The sequence below is a fragment of the Pseudoalteromonas sp. TAP-3C genome (genome assembly GCF_059888565.1).
The window spans coordinates 260,322-277,939 of record NZ_JCBFEM010000002.1; the positions used below are offsets into that span (position 1 = coordinate 260,322).

A 17,618-nucleotide genomic window follows, 5' to 3' on the forward strand; every position below is an offset into this window, starting at 1 on the left:
AAATATTTATTACCGCCGTCTTTAATTTTTCATAATTCCCGTGTAAATTTATACAAACCACAGACGGAATTTAGCAATGACCTTTAAAACGCTTATTTTTAATTTTGATGGTACAGGCAGTGAACCCCGAGACGCAGACCAATTTAGTACAGAACATTATAAAGAAGACGCCAGTATTTCTAATATTTTAAAATTACACTTACTCGTTGGCGGTAAACTAGATGACTCCCCCATTACCCCCTTTTCACAGCAATTAAGTTTTTATTATCAAGGAATAGGTACCAAAGGCAGTCGTTTAAAGCGAATTTTAAATCAAGCACTTGCTCCACGCTCAGACGATGTAGCCAGCATTTTAAACCACGCTATTAACGATTTTAAACAGCATTATCAAACCGGTGATACTGTGTTACTCACTGGTTTTAGCCGAGGCGCTGCATTGGCTCGGCGCTTTGCTAAATGCTTAGAGCCATTGATTAACGAAAATCTGTATTTATGTGTATTTGACACCGTCGCCTCAATTGGCTTGTCAAAGGTGAATAAAGCCACCCGCGGCGCAGAGCATGTTATTTTTGAAAATCACACCATTGCCAGTAATGTCACTGAGGCGCTGCACTGTGTTGCCCTAGATGAAAAGCGTCGCGCCTTTGAACCGACCTTAATGAACCAGCAAGCTAACATTACCGAACTATGGTTTGCAGGAGCCCATTCTGATGTGGGAGGAGGGTATTATCGCGATGGACTTGCTGATATTTGCCTGCGTTATGCTACTGAATGGCTGATTGCCCAACCGTTGTCGATTTCATTGTTAACCAGTCACGACATAGACTACGAAAGCCTACTACCACAAAGTAATTTGGTTGCCCAAGACGATGTCACCATTATTCCCGATCCGCTGGCGCTGAGTCATCAGCAAAATTACTTTTGGTTAAATCCATTTTTTAAACTCGTTGATAGGCAGTGCTGCGTACTTGTTAACGATGAAATAAGCCACAACCCCCCGTTAATACATCACAGTGTTGCACAGCGAATTAATAAACTCACCAGTTACCGTCCCGAATCGTTAAAAAACGTACACTATAAAATGATTTACAGCGACGACAGTACGCTAAATTTTATGGGGATCAGCGCGCATATTATGCTCGCCAATCAAAATATGAGTTTACTGAGGGTTAATCAAAGCCAAGATGTCATGGTGTACGCCAGTGAAGTCTATAACGCCACAGGTTTAATGCTTGCTCAAGGTGCAACCTATCGCTTCACCCCTTATCCTAATCAATATTGGTATGACGATGGTGTAAAGTGCCCTCCTTCTGGCTGGCATCGCGATAATGTGCAACTCGGCGTCAAAGAAATCCCCATGGCATTGCTTGAGCCATTTAGGCGTTTAGCGACCGCCCAGTGGTTTAGTTTAATTGGCACAATTGGTCAAACCGATGAGCATGCGTTTGAAATTGCTGAGGGGGTTAAAATAACTATTAAAAAATCAGGAGAGTTTTGTTCATTTGCCAATGATTTAAATCGTTTTTATGGCGCCAATGCAGGAAGGATAAAATTAAAGGTAACGCGATTAAGCTGATAAGCAGCCCTTATAATCAGTGCACTTTATACTGCAAAGTGCACTGAGCTTGGGATAGCTGGTGGACGTTATTGTTTTTTCATTTTATGGCCTTTTACGGCATAAAATAAGATAAATAGATAACAAGGTAATAACACCGAGTAGCCTGTTTGTAACGAGGTAAAGCCACTCAATAGGCCCCATAGCACCGGGCCAAATGCACCACCCGCGATACCCATGACTAACAGTGCAGAGCCTGTGCTGGTTAGTTTACCCAGTCCTGATAATGCCAGTGGGAATACAGCAGGCCAAACAATGGCATTTGCTAAGCCTAAAAAGGCAATTAACAGTAAAGCATCGGGTAAATTAGCGCCCCCTAAAGGCACCAATAACGCATTGGCAATAACAAACGACTGCGCATCAAGCAGTAAAATACATAATGTAATAACAATCCCTAATACAGCCGAGGCGGTTAAAGCGGCCTGCTGAGAAATAAATTTAGGGATAAGTAAAATACCTAAAATATAACCAAATACCATAAACATCATAGTGTATGAGGTCATCACCCCGTAATTTTCAATACCCAGTGATAACGCAAAGGTACCAATAGTATCGCCGGCAATAACCTCAACCGCGACATACAAAAATATCGCAATAGCGCCTAACACTAAATTAGGATGTGACATGGTTTCGCGTATTTCACCTTTATCATTGACGGTTTCAACTTCATCGCTAATTAGCTCCGGCAGTGGCGACTTTTTAACCGCAAAAGCTAATAAACCAATAAATATAGCCATGCCTAAGTAAGGTAAAATAAGACCATTTGCCATATCGTCAACTTGCGCTTGGCTCAGCTCAGTGCCCACGGTGCCTGTAAAGTTACTTAAAATTAAGGCGGTAAATACCATAGGGGAGATAACCCCCGCCCCTTTATTTAAAATACCCATAATACTAATGCGCACAGCCGCCGACTCTTCTGGCCCTAAACGCACCACATACGGATTAACAGCCGTTTGCAATAAAGTTTGTCCTGTCCCCATCACTAACTGGGCTAACAAAAATAAAGGAAAAAACTGTGACATAGCGGCAGGAATAAACAGTAGACCCGCTAACATCATACAGCCCATACCCAATGCCATACCGTTTTTATAGCCGACTTTTTTAATTAACACAGCCGAGGGCAGTGCAGTAAAGGTAACGGCAATATAAAAGGAAAATAAAATTAACGATCCTTGAAATGGGGTTAACTGTAAAATTTGACTTAAGTACGGCATTAACGAGCCATTAAGCCAAGTAGCAAAGCCCAGTATAAAAAATAATACTGCAACAATGGCCATTGGCACCACGCTACTGTTTTTGGACGTATCCATAACATTGGTTGTCATGTTATTTTCCTTTAATTATATTTATTATGTTGTTAACAAACCAAAGCGCCGCCAATCCAGGTACTAATGACTTGTTGTTGTGTGTTTAATTGTACAAAATCTGCTGGACTACCCAGTATTAATCGCCCGTGTGTGGCGGGCAACTGTAAATACTGCGCAGGGTATAAACTTCCCATATTAAGCGCTTGCGCTAATGGCTGCTTTAAATGGGTTACTGTATTTCTGACTGCCGTTGCCATATCAAGCGCAGAGCCTGCCAGCTCACCGGTGGTAGAGGTGAGTTTGCCATTGTCTAAGCTGACAGTACGGTCAAAAAAAGCAAATTGAGTGTCATTGGTACCCACAGGTGGCATAGCATCAGTGACTAAAAACACCCGCCCCATTGGCTTTGCTTTTAAGGCAAGCTGGCATGCACCATAGTCAACATGGTGCCCATCAACAATTAAGCCGCAATAGGTGTCATCGTTTAATAAGGCACAGCCGACAACACCCGGCTCGCGGCCCTGCAAGGGTGACATGGCATTATATAAATGCGTAAATCCGGTTGCGCCGGCATCAACCGCGCGCTGAGCTTGAGCAAAGCTTGCATTGGTATGACCTAAACAAACGTGTATGCCTAAATCGCACATTTTTGTAATATCACTTGGTAAAACATTTTCGGGCGCAACCGTTACCACCACTTTACCTAAATCTTGACGAGACAATACCTGCCATTCTTGATCAGAAATAGGGCGAATAAAATCAGCGCTATGCGCCCCTTTTTTTGCCACTGATAAATGCGGGCCTTCAAAGTGAATGCCAATAATTCCGGGGGTTTTTTGGGCTATCGCTTGGGCTATTACGTTGGCCGCTTGGTGCATCACTTCAACGGTATCGGTAATTAAGGTTGGCAGCATCGCAGTTGTACCGTACTTGGCATGCGCCAGCAGTATTTGTTTAACCCCATCAACACTGCTAGTACGATTAAATAATACCCCCCCACCCCCATTCACTTGTAAGTCAATAAAGCCCGGCGCAACTAACCCCGTTAGGTGCTCATCTGCCTGTTGCACGTTATCATCTATTGCCGTAATAACGCCCGCATCAATGCTTAACACTTTATCTTTTACAAACTGCTCGCCATCGAATAGCTCTGCTACGTGAATACGTTTTACTGACATTTATAATGTCCTTGTTACTTTTTTAAGCCCCTTTGGCTCATCCGGATTAAAGCCACGGCTTATCGCCACTTTTGCCACATCAAGATAAAAACGCTGCAATACTAAAAATGGCGCTAATCGAGGGTGTACCTTAATACCGTTTTGATTGAGGCTGATGACGTGTGCACCGCGCTTTGTGACCTCATCAATCTGCTGCTGGTGTGACGCTTTAGTTTCATCATCAATTGAGCAATCTAAAATCACTAAGCCTTGCTCAACCAAGGTCACCGGCCCATGTAAAAATTCCGCACTACTGAATGACTCAGCATGTATAGCACAGACTTCTTTAAGCTTTAGCGCCATTTCTTTTGAAATAGAAAACCCTAAACCACGCGCCAGTACCACCATGTTGTTAATGTTTGCAAACTCAGCAGGTTGTAGCTGAGTTGGCGAATCTATCATTTCACCTAACGCGGCTGGCAGCTCTTTAAGCCCTTGTAATAATGACTCATTTTGCGTCCAATTAGCAACAATATGTACCAGTGCCGATAACGTGGCTAAGTAACTTTTTGTTGCCGCCACCGACATTTCATCACCGGCTTTAAGGGGAACAAAATCATCGACTATGTCTTGCAGTGGCGACGCTTCATCGTTAACCAACGCAATACAATAAGCGCCCGCCTCTTTCGCCATTTTTGCTTGGGCAAGTATATCTGGGCTACGTCCCGATTGAGAAATAACAATCACCACAGCACCTTTAAGTTTAAGTGTTTTACCATATACACTCGCCACTGAAGGTGCGGCTGAACTGACCGGCACACCGGCTTCAATTTCAATTAAATACTTACCAAAAACGCCAGCATGATCTGACGAGCCACGGCCAATCATCATCACTACTTTAGGGTTCATATCGCGAAGCGTTTGCCCAATTTTTTCCACTAAAGGTTGGTTGGCAATAATTTGCTTTTCGATAATATTAGGCGTTTGCGCCGCTTCTTTTTCCATTAGTGTGTTAAACATCATAACTCCTGGTTACTGTAATTAACGTGCTGTTGTTTAGCGTAAAGAACGGATCCCATTTCTGGTGATGATAATGGGGCTGATAAACTAGTTTGAATGTCGAAATCTAACCATGTTGTCATCACCGCTGATAAGCCACCAATAAACGAAAGCCGTGGTGGATTTTTATCTAATAATTGTCGTGCAATGTCGCTTAAATAAGCGCCTGCTTCTTTTAAAATAGCAATCGCTTTGGCATCGTTGACCTCTGCAGCTTGAAAAACACAGCCAGCGAGCTGCGCAAAGAATGCCGCTGGTTTATTCGCGATCACCTCAACCAGCTGCATTGCATCACGCACGTCTAAATACTTCATGACCAAATCAGTCAGTGCACCCCTTGGGATTAATTTATCTAGACTCAATAACACCTGCTGACAAGCAGTGAAGCCTATCCATGCACCGCTGCCTTTATCGCCATGAGGAAAACCATGTCCACCAATCATAAATGTGTGACCATTTACATATGAAAACCCGCATGAGCCAGTCCCTGCAATCATCACTGCACCATCGCTACCTTGATGAGCGCCCATACAAGCAATTAATAAATCGGTCGTTAAATGCATGGTTTTAAATGGGTGTTGCCACTGGGTCATTTTATTTAACAAACTAGGTAAGTTAACTCCAGCCAAACCAACACCTGCTATTAGTGCAGACAAAGGCGTATCTTTGAGCCCTGCATCTTTGAGTGCTAAACGTGCTGATTGCTCGATGGAGTGAGTTGCTTGGCTAAAGCCATGCAATGGGTTACCTGGGCCCGCCACACCGGCACCAACTATTTCATTACAGCCATTGACGATAATTGCTTTACATTTAGTGCCGCCGCCATCGATCCCCACAAAGAGTTGATTGTTATTAATATTGTTGGTGATCATTTTTTCCTCTTAATTTGTTCGACCGTTTTGCAAAACACTGAAAATAAAACCGGACTGCCATACTGTATGAAACTTATACTAGCATAAATGACAGCGTTGTCATTAATTTTATTTACAAATAAATAACTTCTTTCTTCTTAACAAAGCGCACCTTAATGGTGCGTTACTTTGAGCTTTCGGCTAACACGACTCCCTGATGGCGTTTTAGAACGAACCCACACATCGTGTGTTACTTTAACGGGTTGTTTATAGGTTTGCCAATCTGCGCTTGCTTGTTTGTATTCAATTACCAAACCAGGGTAGGCAATATTAGCGTACAACATGCTGTTCTCAATTTTAGCGCCCGCATTGGCAAGCCGATAATGCACATCCGCTATTTCTAACTTAGCAAACTCTTTTAGTCCCATAGTGGCTGCAAAAACTTGCCATTGTAAATCGCGCTGCTGCTTTAATGCAGGGCTAAAGCGATTTGTTTGTTGGCTGTAAACAAAGCCGTTGTGATCATAAGGCACCGCCCAGTCCGCTTTATGCCATGCGCGTTGTGCCAACGACAATAACCGTGGGAAGAGCTTATATTCAGCCATATTGTTGGTGCGGGTATTTTCGCTCCACAACTGCCCTTGAACACCTACAAAGCGTTTATCTTTTGCCAAAGGCGCTGACACTAGCTTGCCTTGTTCATCACGCTTTAACGTATCATCGGCCACATAAGGATTGTCTTCTCTATCGAGCCAAAATTCAGCATGAATCGGTAAGTTATCAGGCATAAACTGAAATATTTTTTCAGTATTTATATGCCTTGAAGCCCAGTAATAGCCATGCTCCTGTGGGTCTGCCTCATAAGGGAAATCAAAATACAGCACATCGGGGGGTGAGAGCACTACTTGCCAACCTCTATTAGCAAATTCATGGGCACGTTGATGGCCATTCCACATTAATAAATCCCAGCTATTACCTTGCACAACATCAGGCATATTCTCTGGGTTAGTGTGCGATAAGCCATCGCTCCAGGCGGCGGTTTCAATGTTCATATCAGCCAACATATTAGCAATACGCTCAATAAAATAGCTGCCCAGCTGGCTCGCGTCGGTAATTTTTAACTTGTTGTGTTTAATAAAATCGTCACAAGCCGGTGAATCAACCCAGGCTCCGGCGGTTTCATCAGCGCCTATGTGATAACGCGTTAACGGATGCTGCGCATCACTGTGTATCCCTTTTACCTGCTCCATTACTTCACGAATAAACGCATAGGAGGAGTCTAAACACACGTTAATGGTGTTATCGTTATAATGTTGCACCGACGAATACACAGTGGTATCAAGCGGATCATAAAGTAAAAACTGCTCGGCTTTTTGTTTATCACCTTGCTTTATGTATTTATTATAACGCGCTTGCATGGCTTTAATTGCAGCACGAGAATGCCCAGGCATATCAAGCGATGGGATCACTTGAATGTGACGCGCACTCGCCGCTTTAAGTATTTCTTGATAATCTGCCACCGAATAATAGCCGTTTGCTGCACTTGAAGTATCAAGCCCCGCACCGAGTTGAGGCATTAAACACTGTTGCTCTGCGGGATCAAAACAACGTTTTGCCCCTACATCTGTCAGTTCAGGCAATGATGGAATTTCTAAACGCCAGCCTTCATCATCACCTAAGTGTAAATGTAGCTTATTGAGTTTGTAGGCCGCCATTTGATCAAGCAGCTTTAAAATAAAGTCTTTATCGCGAAAATTTCGTGCTACATCAACTAACACTCCCCTAAACTGATAATGCGGGGCATCAATCACTTCTCCTACCGGTAAAGTATTGCTGTTTAGCTGATATAAACTCGCTAAACTTTGCAAAGCATAAAAAATGCCCGTTTCGTCAGCGGCATCAATTACAATCTCATCAGCTTTAATTGCTAATTTATAGCTGCCATCAAACTCATCTTTTTTATGTGTGGTATTGAGCGTGACTTTAATTGCCGTTGCATCATCGCTTAAATTAATACCGAGTAATGCCAACCTTTGTGTTGCGGCCGATAAACGTGTTTTATCTATGCCTGTATAATTAATACTAAGCCCTTGGCTTATATCTAGCGTTTGTGTTTGACTAAATTCGCTAAAACCTGGGGTCGGAATAATTTGTTGAGCAATCACATTGCTCATTTTATTTTGCGACGTTAAATACGCTGAAAAGTCATACTTTTCATTGCGTTCAAATAAACGTTCAGCTGTTAGCCACTGGGTTTTATCATTCGCGGTGCGTTTAAATTGGCGAGTGTAATCGGTATAAGGCTCTACATGAGGTAATACTTCTAAGCCCGTCTCTGAGTCAATGCTAGCTTTTGTGCTTTCAATCACTTTCGCAGTGTCATTATTGTTAACGACGATATAGTTGGGAATTGCATCGCTTTGCGATAGTGACCAAAAATGGGCATAAAAAGTGATGGTTTTTGTTTCACCCGCTTTAAAGCCAGTAAATCCGTCTTTAAGCTCAATGACATGAATATCGCCATTAACATGCTTAATAGTAAATTCATCACTCACTGCCATTTGAATGGGCGTAATTTGGCTAAAGTAAATTTTCCATTGATCAACATTAATTGCTGAGCTCGCGGTTAAATGTAAGTTCGCTTTAAAACAGTGACCGTTTTCAATATCTGGATCGCACTGCGATGATGGACGGTTATCAACTTGCTGGTATTTTATTTGTAGCGTTTTGGCAAGAAACTCAACCGCATTATCGCTCGCAGGACTTAGCTGAACCGATACTGCCTTTTGTTCATGTGTATTGCCCTGACATGCACTTAAACCCAGTGCTAAACAACACGCTGTCAGTAATGATTTAATCTCCATACGCTACTTTCCTCTATTTTTATTGACTTAGTAACTCAAGCACTTATTTCAAAAATATGACAACGCTGTCATTAATTTATTAATGTATCTTTTTTTAACTTTTATAGCTACATAAAACGGCAAAAACATACAAAAAATTTACATGCATGCGTATAATTCGCTCTTAAATAACGGTATTTAAATTAAAGCTGAAAAGTTTTCTCTACCATTTTTAAAAAAAGGCGTATAAATTAACTACCAATAATGATTGATGTCGTTACAATTTAGCCGGCAAATAATCAAACTCGAGTACAGTTGACTATTTTTGCAGTGAATGTTAGCCGATAAATTAGCCCCTAAAATGATATTTAAAGGTTTATTAAGCCTATGAGAACAACAATAAACGACGTAGCAAAAGATGCTGGGGTATCAATAAAAACGGTATCACGAGTAATAAATAATGAAACGTCGGTACGTGACAACACCCGTGAAAAAGTAATGGCGTCGGTAGAGAAATTAAATTTTCAACCTAACTTAGCTGCAAGAAGCCTAGCTGGAACAAAAGCTTACAGCATAGCTTACATTTACGACAACCCTAATGCCTACTACATCATAGACATGCAAAACGGTATTTTGAATGCGTGTAAAAAACAGGGCTTTGAGTTACTTATTCACCCATGTGATGCCAAAGAGGCAAATATCATTGATGAAATAACCAGCATGATACAACGTACCCGTATTGCTGGTATTTTACTCACCCCGCCATTTTCTGAGATGCCTGATTTTGTTGAAAAACTAACTCAGTTAAATATTAAAGTAGTGCGTATTTTATCAGGGCACAATGCACCCGATACATTAACGCCTTGCATTATGATTGATGATAATCTCGCCTCTAAATCGATTACCGAACATCTCATTAATAACGGCCATACCCGCATTGGCTTTTTAGCCGGTGGCAGCGAGCATAACTCGACCAAAGAACGTTTAGAAGGCTACAAAGCAGCGTTAACCCAACATGCCATAGCAATAGAGCCGAGTTTAATTATTGATGGCGAGTACTCGTTTGAATCTGGGGTTGAGGGCGCTAAAACACTGATCAATCAAAAAAATAGACCAACCGCTATTGTCTCATGTAATGATGAAATAGCGGCAGGCGCTTTATTTGCTGCAAGATTAATGAACATTGATATACCCAGTGAGCTTTCAATTACAGGCTTTGAGGATAGCCCATTCTCACGCCAAACATGGCCAAAACTCACCACCGCCCATCAACCTAATAATAAAATAGCTGACGATGCAGCCAGCTTGTTAATAGCGCAAATTCGCAACGGTAGCGATCGCGACATAATTAAACTTTACACCCCTGAACTGATTGTCAGAGACTCTACAGCAGCGCCTCTTCAAGCTGAATAATTAAATATTCAAAGCCGCGCGCTGCAAGAAAATCTTCCAGCGCTTGTTGGTATCAAAAACGGCCTGATTTTTGAATATATCTTCTGTATTACTGAGTTTATTAACAAACATTAACCCTCATTTATGGCTGTCTTTAAATCTGCTTCAGCATCAGCCAGCATAGCAAATTCTTCATCTGCACTTTTAGCCACTAAATGTTTAGCACTAAAGCCAAAGTAATACGCAGCACCCACTGCAAATAACACCATAGTGTATAAAAACGCGCGGGGATCAAATGCATACACACCGGTTAACGCCACAATCGATAAACACAATGCAATACCTGAGGTAACCACACCGCCCGGGGTTTTATAAGGACGAGGTAAATCTGGCTGCTTAAAGCGCAATAAAATATGACTTAACGCCATCAGTGCATACGATATTGTTGCGCCCACCACGGCCATCGCTAACATCAAATCCCCTTCTCCACTGAGTGACGCTAAAAAGCCAAATACAGCGGGTACAATCAACGCGCGTGCGGGCACTTTACGCACTGTAGTGATTGATAACGCTCGTGGTAAATATCCTGCACGTGACAGCGCAAATACCAAACGGCTATAACCATAAATAATAGAGAAAAACGATGCCACCAGCCCTGCTAATCCGAGTATATTTACCACCGTTGCTAAACTGCTATTACCTGTTGCATTTAGGGCATCGACTAAAGGTACGGCACTGGCGCCCATTGCCGTTGCACCGGCTGCGCCAGGGACTAATACCACAACTAATAACGCGGTAAACAATAAAAACACCATAGCGCCAATAATCCCTTTAGGTACATCTTTAGCGGGATCTTTTGCCTCTTCTGCGGCTAAAGGCACGCCTTCAACTGCCAAAAACAACCACATAGCAAAGGGTAATGCCGCCCATACCCCATACCAACCTAAAGGTAAAAATTCATTTGCACCAGCGGCATCGGTAACGGTAACATCAAATAAATTTGTAATTTCAAAATTAGTGATTAATACCACGGCTGTGGCAACAATAGCCAATACCGCCAAACCACTAATTATCATCATTACTTTTAGCGCTTCACCCACACCCGCTAAATGAATACCTACAAACACCAAATAAAACAGCGCATAAACCCATGGGCCGTTAAACCCCGTTAATGCCTCTACCGCAGAGCCAATAAAAATAACAATGGCAGCCGGTGCTAACGCATATTCGATTAATACCGCAAGCCCCGTTAAATAACCACCGCTTGGCCCCATTGCTTGGCGAGCAAAGCTATAGCCTCCCCCTGCAGCAGGAATAGCGGCTGACATTTCAGCCAGCGATAACACTAAGCTTAAATACATAATGGCCATTAATACTGCCGCTATCGCGAAGCCACCCCAGCCTGCTTCTGCAATACCAAAGTTCCACCCTGCAAAATCACCCGAAATAACATACGATACCCCTAACCCCGCCAGCAGTAACCAACCTGCAGTGCCACTTTTAAGCTGCCTTTTTGCTAAATACTCTGAATTATTAGTAGCCATAACGCCCTCTTTGTCGATATTTGTCTAATTACCGTTTATTCTGCATTTAAAAAATGACGGCTCGATTGTTGATGTTCAATCACATCATCCTGTGTCCGGTCTTTTAAGTTCACTCCTGTTAGTTTTAATTTTTTTGCTTCACGTAATAAATAAACCGCACGCCTTGCGGCCTCACTATAGGACAAGCCAGCAGGGCGAATATTTGAAATACAATTGCGACAGGCATCATTAAGGCCTGTTTTAGGTGCCCAGGTTAAATACAAACCAAGGCTATCAGGGGAGCTAAGCCCAGGGCGTTCACCTATTAACACCATAGCGACTTGCGCATTTAAAAGCTCACCAATATCATCCCCAATTGCCACCCGACCTTGTTCAACCACACTAAAAGGCGCAATATTTAACCCACTGTTTTCACCTAGCTGGGTTAGTAATTCATTGATAAAAGGATACGCATTTTTTTGTACCGCCAGCGACGATAAACCATCAACGATCACAATGGCTAAATCGTATTTTGCTGTGGTGTTTTGCTGCCCAGAAATAAAATTAATGAGGGTTTGTCGGCCATTTTCATCTAACTTACGGCCTAAATCGGGACGCTGTAAATACATCACTCGGTCAACAGCTTGACTATGTAAAAGCAAAGGTTCATCGATCTGCTTCAAAGCGCTCAGTTTGCTAAGCTGCTCGGTTAATGCATTTATATCGAGCGGAAAGTTCACCGCATCACGCGCTTGTGCATGAGATAGTTGAAATGCCAGCATTTCAGAGGTGGGTAAACTAATGCCGGCTCGGCCAAGGCCAATTCGCGCATCGGTAAAACGGCGTAAATCGCGCCATGGGTTATGTACTACGTTGCCATTATTTTTATGTTTATTATCGCTGTTATTTGTAACAGACGTTGCTTTAGATCTTGATTTCATACTCAACCTCCTTTTATCGCATTAACGGGTTTAGCAAAAGCGGCAGGGAGGCTTTTCGATAAAATAAAATCATCACTGGTTTTCATAATATTCATTTTATTTAGCCATATTGCAAACTCAGGCGCAGGACGAGAGCCCAGCACTCGGCGCACATATAAAGCATCATGAAATGAGGTGGTTTGGTAATTAAGCATAATGTCATCAGAGCCTGGAATGCCCATAATAAACGAGCAACCAGCTACACCAAGTAGCGTAAGTAAGTTATCCATATCGTTTTGGTCAGCCTCGGCATGATTGGTATAACACACGTCGCAGCCCATCGGAATGCCCAATAGCTTGGCACAAAAATGATCTTCAAGCCCTGCGCGAGTAATTTCTTTACCATCAAATAAATACTCCGGACCAATAAAGCCCACCACAGTATTAACCAATAAAGGATTAAATTTTCGTGCTACGGCGTACGCACGGGTTTCGCAGGTTTGTTGATCAAGCCCATGATGCGCATTAGCCGAAAGCGAGCTGCCCTGCCCCGTTTCAAAATACATCACATTACTGCCAACTGTTCCGCGCTTTAAGCTCAGTGCGGCATCTTGTGCCTCGGCTAAGGTATTTAAATTAAAACCAAAACTTGAGTTGGTGGCCTCAGTCCCTCCTATAGACTGAAACACTAAGTCAACCGGCGCACCTGCTTCTATGCATTCAATCGTGTTAGTCACATGGGTAAGGACGCAGCTTTGAGTAGGAATTTCATATTTTTGAATTACCTCATCCATTAATGTCATTAGCTTAATCGCCTGCGCTACGTTGTCGGTTGCAGGGTTTATGCCTATAACCGCATCACCATTACCGTAAAGCAGCCCATCTAAAATACTAGCAGCAATACCGTTAATATCATCCGTAGGGTGATTAGGTTGTAAACGCGTTGATAAGTGGCCGGGTAAGCCTAGGGTGTTTCTAAACGCGCTGGTTACATGGCATTTTTTAGCAATTAAAATAAGATCTTGATTACGCATTATTTTGCTTACAGCCGCAGCCATTTCAGGGGTTATGGCTTGCCTAACACTTGCCAACACAGCAGGGGTTGCATAATCACTTAATAACCAATTACGAAAATCCCCCACGGTTAAATGAGCAATCGCTGTAAATGCATTAGCATCGTGCTCATCCATAATTAAGCGGGTTATTTCATCTTCTTCATAAGCAATTAGCGCCTCATTTAAAAACGTTTTAAGCGGAATATCTGCCAATGTCATTTGCGCCACGGCTCGCTCTTGTGCCGAGCCTGCAATCACCCCTGCAAGGCGATCTCCCGAACGCGCAGGCGTTGCTTTTGCCATCACTTCAGCCAAGTTTTTAAAATTGTACACCTGCGTGCCTAATGTATATCGATACCTTTGCCCCATTATTTACTCCATATAGCTACTTGGTATAGGTTTTGCTGCATCACTATTTATAAATCAATTGTATATAGCTTCAAGACAGCTTAATTCGTACCAAGCACATATCGAATTTTGGCAAATTATTACTTTTTAAATGACTTCAATTAGTTAACTTTAAAAACTAGTGCTAAATTTAATTAAAAAACAACAATAATAAAAATGAGTGTTCCCGTTATGGCGCAGTTAAATAACTTTATCGCACCGCAAAAAAGCAAAGTGCAAACACAAGATATAGACCAGCAAGCCCACAATTTAACGCAGTGGCAGCAAAAGTATGATCAAACCAGTGAAGGCGATTTTTATGGTTGTATTGAAGGGATAGATTTTAAAAATATTCATGTATTTAAAGAATACACACAGCGTGCGCTACGCCAGCAATGCAACATTACCCCAGATTCACTTTGGCTTGGCATACCCGCGCAAAACCAGCCGAGTAAAATTAACGGACTAAATGTGGCGAATAATCAATTTATGTGCCGCACCAGCCAAACAGAGTTTGAACTTGTTACCCCTGAGCAATTTAATATTTATGGTTTAGTATTTAATTGGCAATCAATCGCACATATAGCGCAGCTACAAGGGGTGTGTTTAAACGATATTACGGCTAAAGGCGCTGAGCGCATAAGCGTAAATGAGCCACACTTACAAAGTGCTCGAAAAATCATAAACGCCATTGTTAGTGGTAGCGCATTTGGGCTAACAGCAGCGTTACAGCAAGATATGCTTAATATGCTCGCGTTACATTTATTGCAAAAGCAACAGACTAAGCAACGTGTTGCACCTAGTTATAAACATCGAAAAGCGGTGGTTGATAAAGTTAAAGAGTATGTAAATGCACACCCACAAAGCACAGTAACCATTACCCAGCTATGTGAGCTCACTTTTGTGAGCAGGCGCACGCTACAATACAGTTTTGAAAGTATTTTAGGGATTAATCCGCTGCGGTTTTTACGTTTAACGCGGTTAAATAATGTAAGAAGGGAGCTAAAGCTAGCAACGCAAAATAAGCCAATTTCTGTGATTGCAGCCAATTGGGGGTTTTGGCATGCAGGGCAATTTACTAAAGATTACACTCAACTATTTGGTGAAAACCCCTCGCAAACACTTACCAGCCACACATCTTACCTCGCAAATTCTAAATCGATAATACATGGATAACTAGGATACGGGTATCGGGTTACGGGCTTCGGGCTTCGGGTTACGGGCTTCGGGCTGCGAGGGGCAAGGTTCTAGGTTTTAGGGAAGTAGCTAGGCGCTAGGTTGTGTTCGCTGCTCGTAACTCGAAGCCCGCTGCCTTCTCATTTTCTTCTCATTCGCTGCACTTCAAAGCAATATTGACGCGCTAAAGCACGCCCTACAGATGTGCAGGTTTCAGGCGCTAGGTTGTGTTCGCTGCTCGTGACTCGAAACCCGTAGCTCGATGCTCAACGCCCGCCTTATTTCAGCAAACACTTAGCCAACTCGCAACAAAAGCCCTATTTGATCGGGGCTATTTAAGCCGCGATTAAATAGGACGCTTGTCCTGCGTGCTTGTTGCTGCGTTTAAACGAACCTTTGCCTTTTTTAGCTTTAACCACTTGCGGTTTAAATACTTTAGAGGTGACCAGTGCGGCCAATGCGTTGTGTTTTATCACCCCGCGCCCAGTGTCTACTGCGGATTTGTTAGCCGCTTTTGCTTTGCATTTTTTAGTCATTTATTTTTTCCTATTAATTAAATTCAAAAGGATACTATCCTGCTGTGCTATTGGTGGCGATTGTATGCTTTATTTTCAAGCATGCAATCATTTTTAATGTTCTTTTTAATATATTTTTGCCATATCGAGTAGGGTGAGGCTTTTGCCTCATCCCTCTCACAGAACCGTACGTACGGACCTCGTATACGGCTCCTGTATTCTTCTATCCCTTCGGCTTATTTACTAAACGCCGATTGAGCAAGCCATCCTGTACTTACTTTTTCCATTGAATATAAACCTAGCTCTTCAAACCATTGGTTTGGCATTGCTACACTCGATAATGGACTTAGGGAGTTTCGCCATGAGTTCATTTTTATAAACTTAAATGGCGGCTTTTTCCCTAATTGTTTTAGTCGTTTATGCAATCTCGCTGGATTTTTCCACAACCTTAACTGAATGGCCCTTAATCGGCGTCTTAACCACCCCGCCAGCTGAGTTAATGCTCGTTTACAATTGGCTATACTGAAATAATTTACAAAACCACGCACCACTGGGTTTAGTCTTTTTATTATTTCAACTAAGTTCATGCCGCTATTTCGTTTTGTTAATCGTTTAACTTTTTGTTTGAAGCCTTTGAGTTTTGACCCTTGGATCCGTGTCCAATTACATCCTATCTCCACTCCCAAAAATTTTACCCCTTCACTGCTATGCGCTATGTGGGTTTTCTTTTGGTTGACTGTTAACTTCAAGTCTTTCTCCAGTATCTGAGTTGCTACAGTGAGTGCATGTTTCGCTGCTTTTTCTGTGCAGCATAAGATCAAAATGTCGTCGGCGTACCTCACTATTCTGTGATTTCGCTTTTTCATTTCTTGATCGAACGCATCTAGGTAGATATTCGCCAACAATGGACTGATAACCCCTCCTTGTGGACTCCCTACCTCACTCGCTTCCCAGTGATTGCCTATCATTACCCCACTTTTTAAAAACTGATTGAGCAGCTTTAAAATGCTACCGTCTGTCACTTTGCGTTTGACGCTGCTAATAATTAAATCGTGATCTAACAGGTCAAAGCACTTCGACAGATCCATATCAACCACCCACTCACGCTGATATTTACGAATAAATACCGTGGCTTTGCTGATGGCATCATGGCAGCTTCGTTTCGGCCTGTACCCATAACTTGATGGGTGAAAGTCGATGTCGAAGATCGGTTGGAGAATGTTCAATAGCGCTTGTTGTACTATGCGATCGCGAACTGTTGGAATGCCCAGCAATCTCACGCCGCCATCGTCTTTCGGTATTTCTATCCGTTTGACCGGCTGCGCGCGATACTGCTTGCTTTGCAGTTCTCGTTGCAGTTGTTTCAAGTTTTCTTCTAAATTCAAGGCGAACGCGGCTATGGACTGCCCATCTATTCCGGCGGCTCCTTTTGCTGCTTTCACTTTTTTGAATCCCTTGTACAGGTTATTAATATCTAATAATTGCCCATACAAGCTGTAGTAAACTGTCATCAATTGCCTTTGCTTGCGGTATGTCTGTCGTTTCACATTGATGTATAGTGGTGTCCTTCATGATGACATTAGGTGTGCTAGCCCAGTGGCAATCTGCCTAAGTGGTCAATCATTACTCCCGTGCTCGGCCTTTAATTCTCAGCGTCCACATTCCTGCTTAGCCGTCATCTCTTGCCTATTTCCGTCGAAATACATGTGAGCCTATACGTCGATATTCCTGATTTTCATACTCTTAAAGCTGACGAATCCCCACAAAATAAAAATTAATGGTAGACTCTCATGATTATTTGTGATCAAATTTTTTCAC

At 42.5% G+C, this 17,618-nt stretch carries 13 protein-coding genes; 3 read left to right on the forward strand and 10 right to left on the reverse strand.

Features of this window, described 5'->3' with window-relative positions; translation table 11 throughout:
- Window positions 1-76: 76 nt before the first annotated feature.
- Complete coding sequence (locus AC6H44_RS17090) at window positions 77-1,576, forward strand: phospholipase effector Tle1 domain-containing protein (protein WP_500739057.1); 1,500 nt, start codon at window positions 77-79, stop codon at window positions 1,574-1,576.
- 68 nt (window positions 1,577-1,644) lie between these two features.
- Here AC6H44_RS17090 and nagP read toward each other — a convergent pair whose 3' ends face one another.
- The 5 genes from nagP to AC6H44_RS17115 all read right to left on the reverse strand — a co-directional run bounded on the left by nagP (window position 1,645) and on the right by AC6H44_RS17115 (window position 8,853).
- The gene (gene nagP / locus AC6H44_RS17095) at window positions 1,645-2,940 is read right to left on the reverse strand and encodes an N-acetylglucosamine MFS transporter NagP (RefSeq protein ID WP_500739058.1); all 1,296 of its coding nucleotides are present in this window, start codon (window positions 2,938-2,940) and stop codon (window positions 1,645-1,647) included.
- Window positions 2,941-2,972: 32 nt separating this feature from the next.
- Window positions 2,973-4,100 (reverse strand): N-acetylglucosamine-6-phosphate deacetylase, encoded by a 1,128-nt coding sequence (gene nagA / locus AC6H44_RS17100; protein WP_500739060.1) that lies wholly within the window; start codon window positions 4,098-4,100, stop codon window positions 2,973-2,975.
- The gene (nagB-II, locus tag AC6H44_RS17105) at window positions 4,101-5,099 is read right to left on the reverse strand and encodes a glucosamine-6-phosphate deaminase NagB-II (RefSeq protein ID WP_500739062.1); all 999 of its coding nucleotides are present in this window, start codon (window positions 5,097-5,099) and stop codon (window positions 4,101-4,103) included. It lies immediately after the preceding gene.
- A complete protein-coding gene (nagK, locus tag AC6H44_RS17110) occupies window positions 5,099-6,010 on the reverse strand; it encodes an N-acetylglucosamine kinase (protein ID WP_500739063.1) in 912 nt (303 codons plus the stop codon). The genes nagB-II and nagK overlap by 1 nt, the downstream gene beginning before the upstream one ends.
- A gap of 152 nt (window positions 6,011-6,162) precedes the next feature.
- A complete protein-coding gene (locus AC6H44_RS17115; protein WP_500739064.1) occupies window positions 6,163-8,853 on the reverse strand; it encodes a beta-N-acetylhexosaminidase in 2,691 nt (896 codons plus the stop codon).
- A 366-nt stretch (window positions 8,854-9,219) separates the two neighbouring features.
- Between AC6H44_RS17115 and AC6H44_RS17120 the strand changes: the two genes are divergently transcribed.
- Window positions 9,220-10,245 carry a LacI family DNA-binding transcriptional regulator gene (locus AC6H44_RS17120; RefSeq protein ID WP_500739066.1) on the forward strand — a complete coding sequence of 342 codons (1,026 nt, stop codon included), beginning with the start codon at window positions 9,220-9,222 and terminating at the stop codon, window positions 10,243-10,245.
- A gap of 110 nt (window positions 10,246-10,355) precedes the next feature.
- On the opposite strand, the gene eat is transcribed toward AC6H44_RS17120, so the two are convergent.
- The 3 genes from eat to AC6H44_RS17135 are packed head-to-tail and all read right to left on the reverse strand — an operon-like array spanning window position 10,356 to window position 14,091.
- Window positions 10,356-11,768 (reverse strand): ethanolamine permease, encoded by a 1,413-nt coding sequence (eat, locus tag AC6H44_RS17125; protein WP_500739068.1) that lies wholly within the window; start codon window positions 11,766-11,768, stop codon window positions 10,356-10,358.
- 35 nt (window positions 11,769-11,803) lie between these two features.
- The gene (eutC, locus tag AC6H44_RS17130) at window positions 11,804-12,688 is read right to left on the reverse strand and encodes an ethanolamine ammonia-lyase subunit EutC (RefSeq protein ID WP_500739069.1); all 885 of its coding nucleotides are present in this window, start codon (window positions 12,686-12,688) and stop codon (window positions 11,804-11,806) included.
- 2 nt (window positions 12,689-12,690) lie between these two features.
- Window positions 12,691-14,091, reverse strand: coding sequence for an ethanolamine ammonia-lyase subunit EutB (locus tag AC6H44_RS17135; RefSeq protein ID WP_500739071.1), 1,401 nt, complete (start codon window positions 14,089-14,091; stop codon window positions 12,691-12,693).
- Between the two features lie 210 nt (window positions 14,092-14,301).
- Between AC6H44_RS17135 and AC6H44_RS17140 the strand changes: the two genes are divergently transcribed.
- A complete protein-coding gene (locus AC6H44_RS17140) occupies window positions 14,302-15,285 on the forward strand; it encodes a helix-turn-helix domain-containing protein (RefSeq protein WP_500739137.1) in 984 nt (327 codons plus the stop codon).
- 335 nt (window positions 15,286-15,620) lie between these two features.
- Here the strand turns inward: AC6H44_RS17140 and AC6H44_RS17145 are convergent, their stop codons facing one another.
- Window positions 15,621-15,821, reverse strand: a complete 201-nt coding sequence (locus AC6H44_RS17145; protein WP_500739073.1) for a ribosome alternative rescue factor ArfA — start codon at window positions 15,819-15,821, stop codon at window positions 15,621-15,623.
- A gap of 215 nt (window positions 15,822-16,036) precedes the next feature.
- Window positions 16,037-17,311: a group II intron reverse transcriptase/maturase gene (ltrA, locus tag AC6H44_RS17150; protein WP_500734985.1), complete on the reverse strand. Its 1,275-nt coding sequence runs from the start codon at window positions 17,309-17,311 to the stop codon at window positions 16,037-16,039.
- Between the last annotated feature and the right edge of the window lie 307 nt (window positions 17,312-17,618).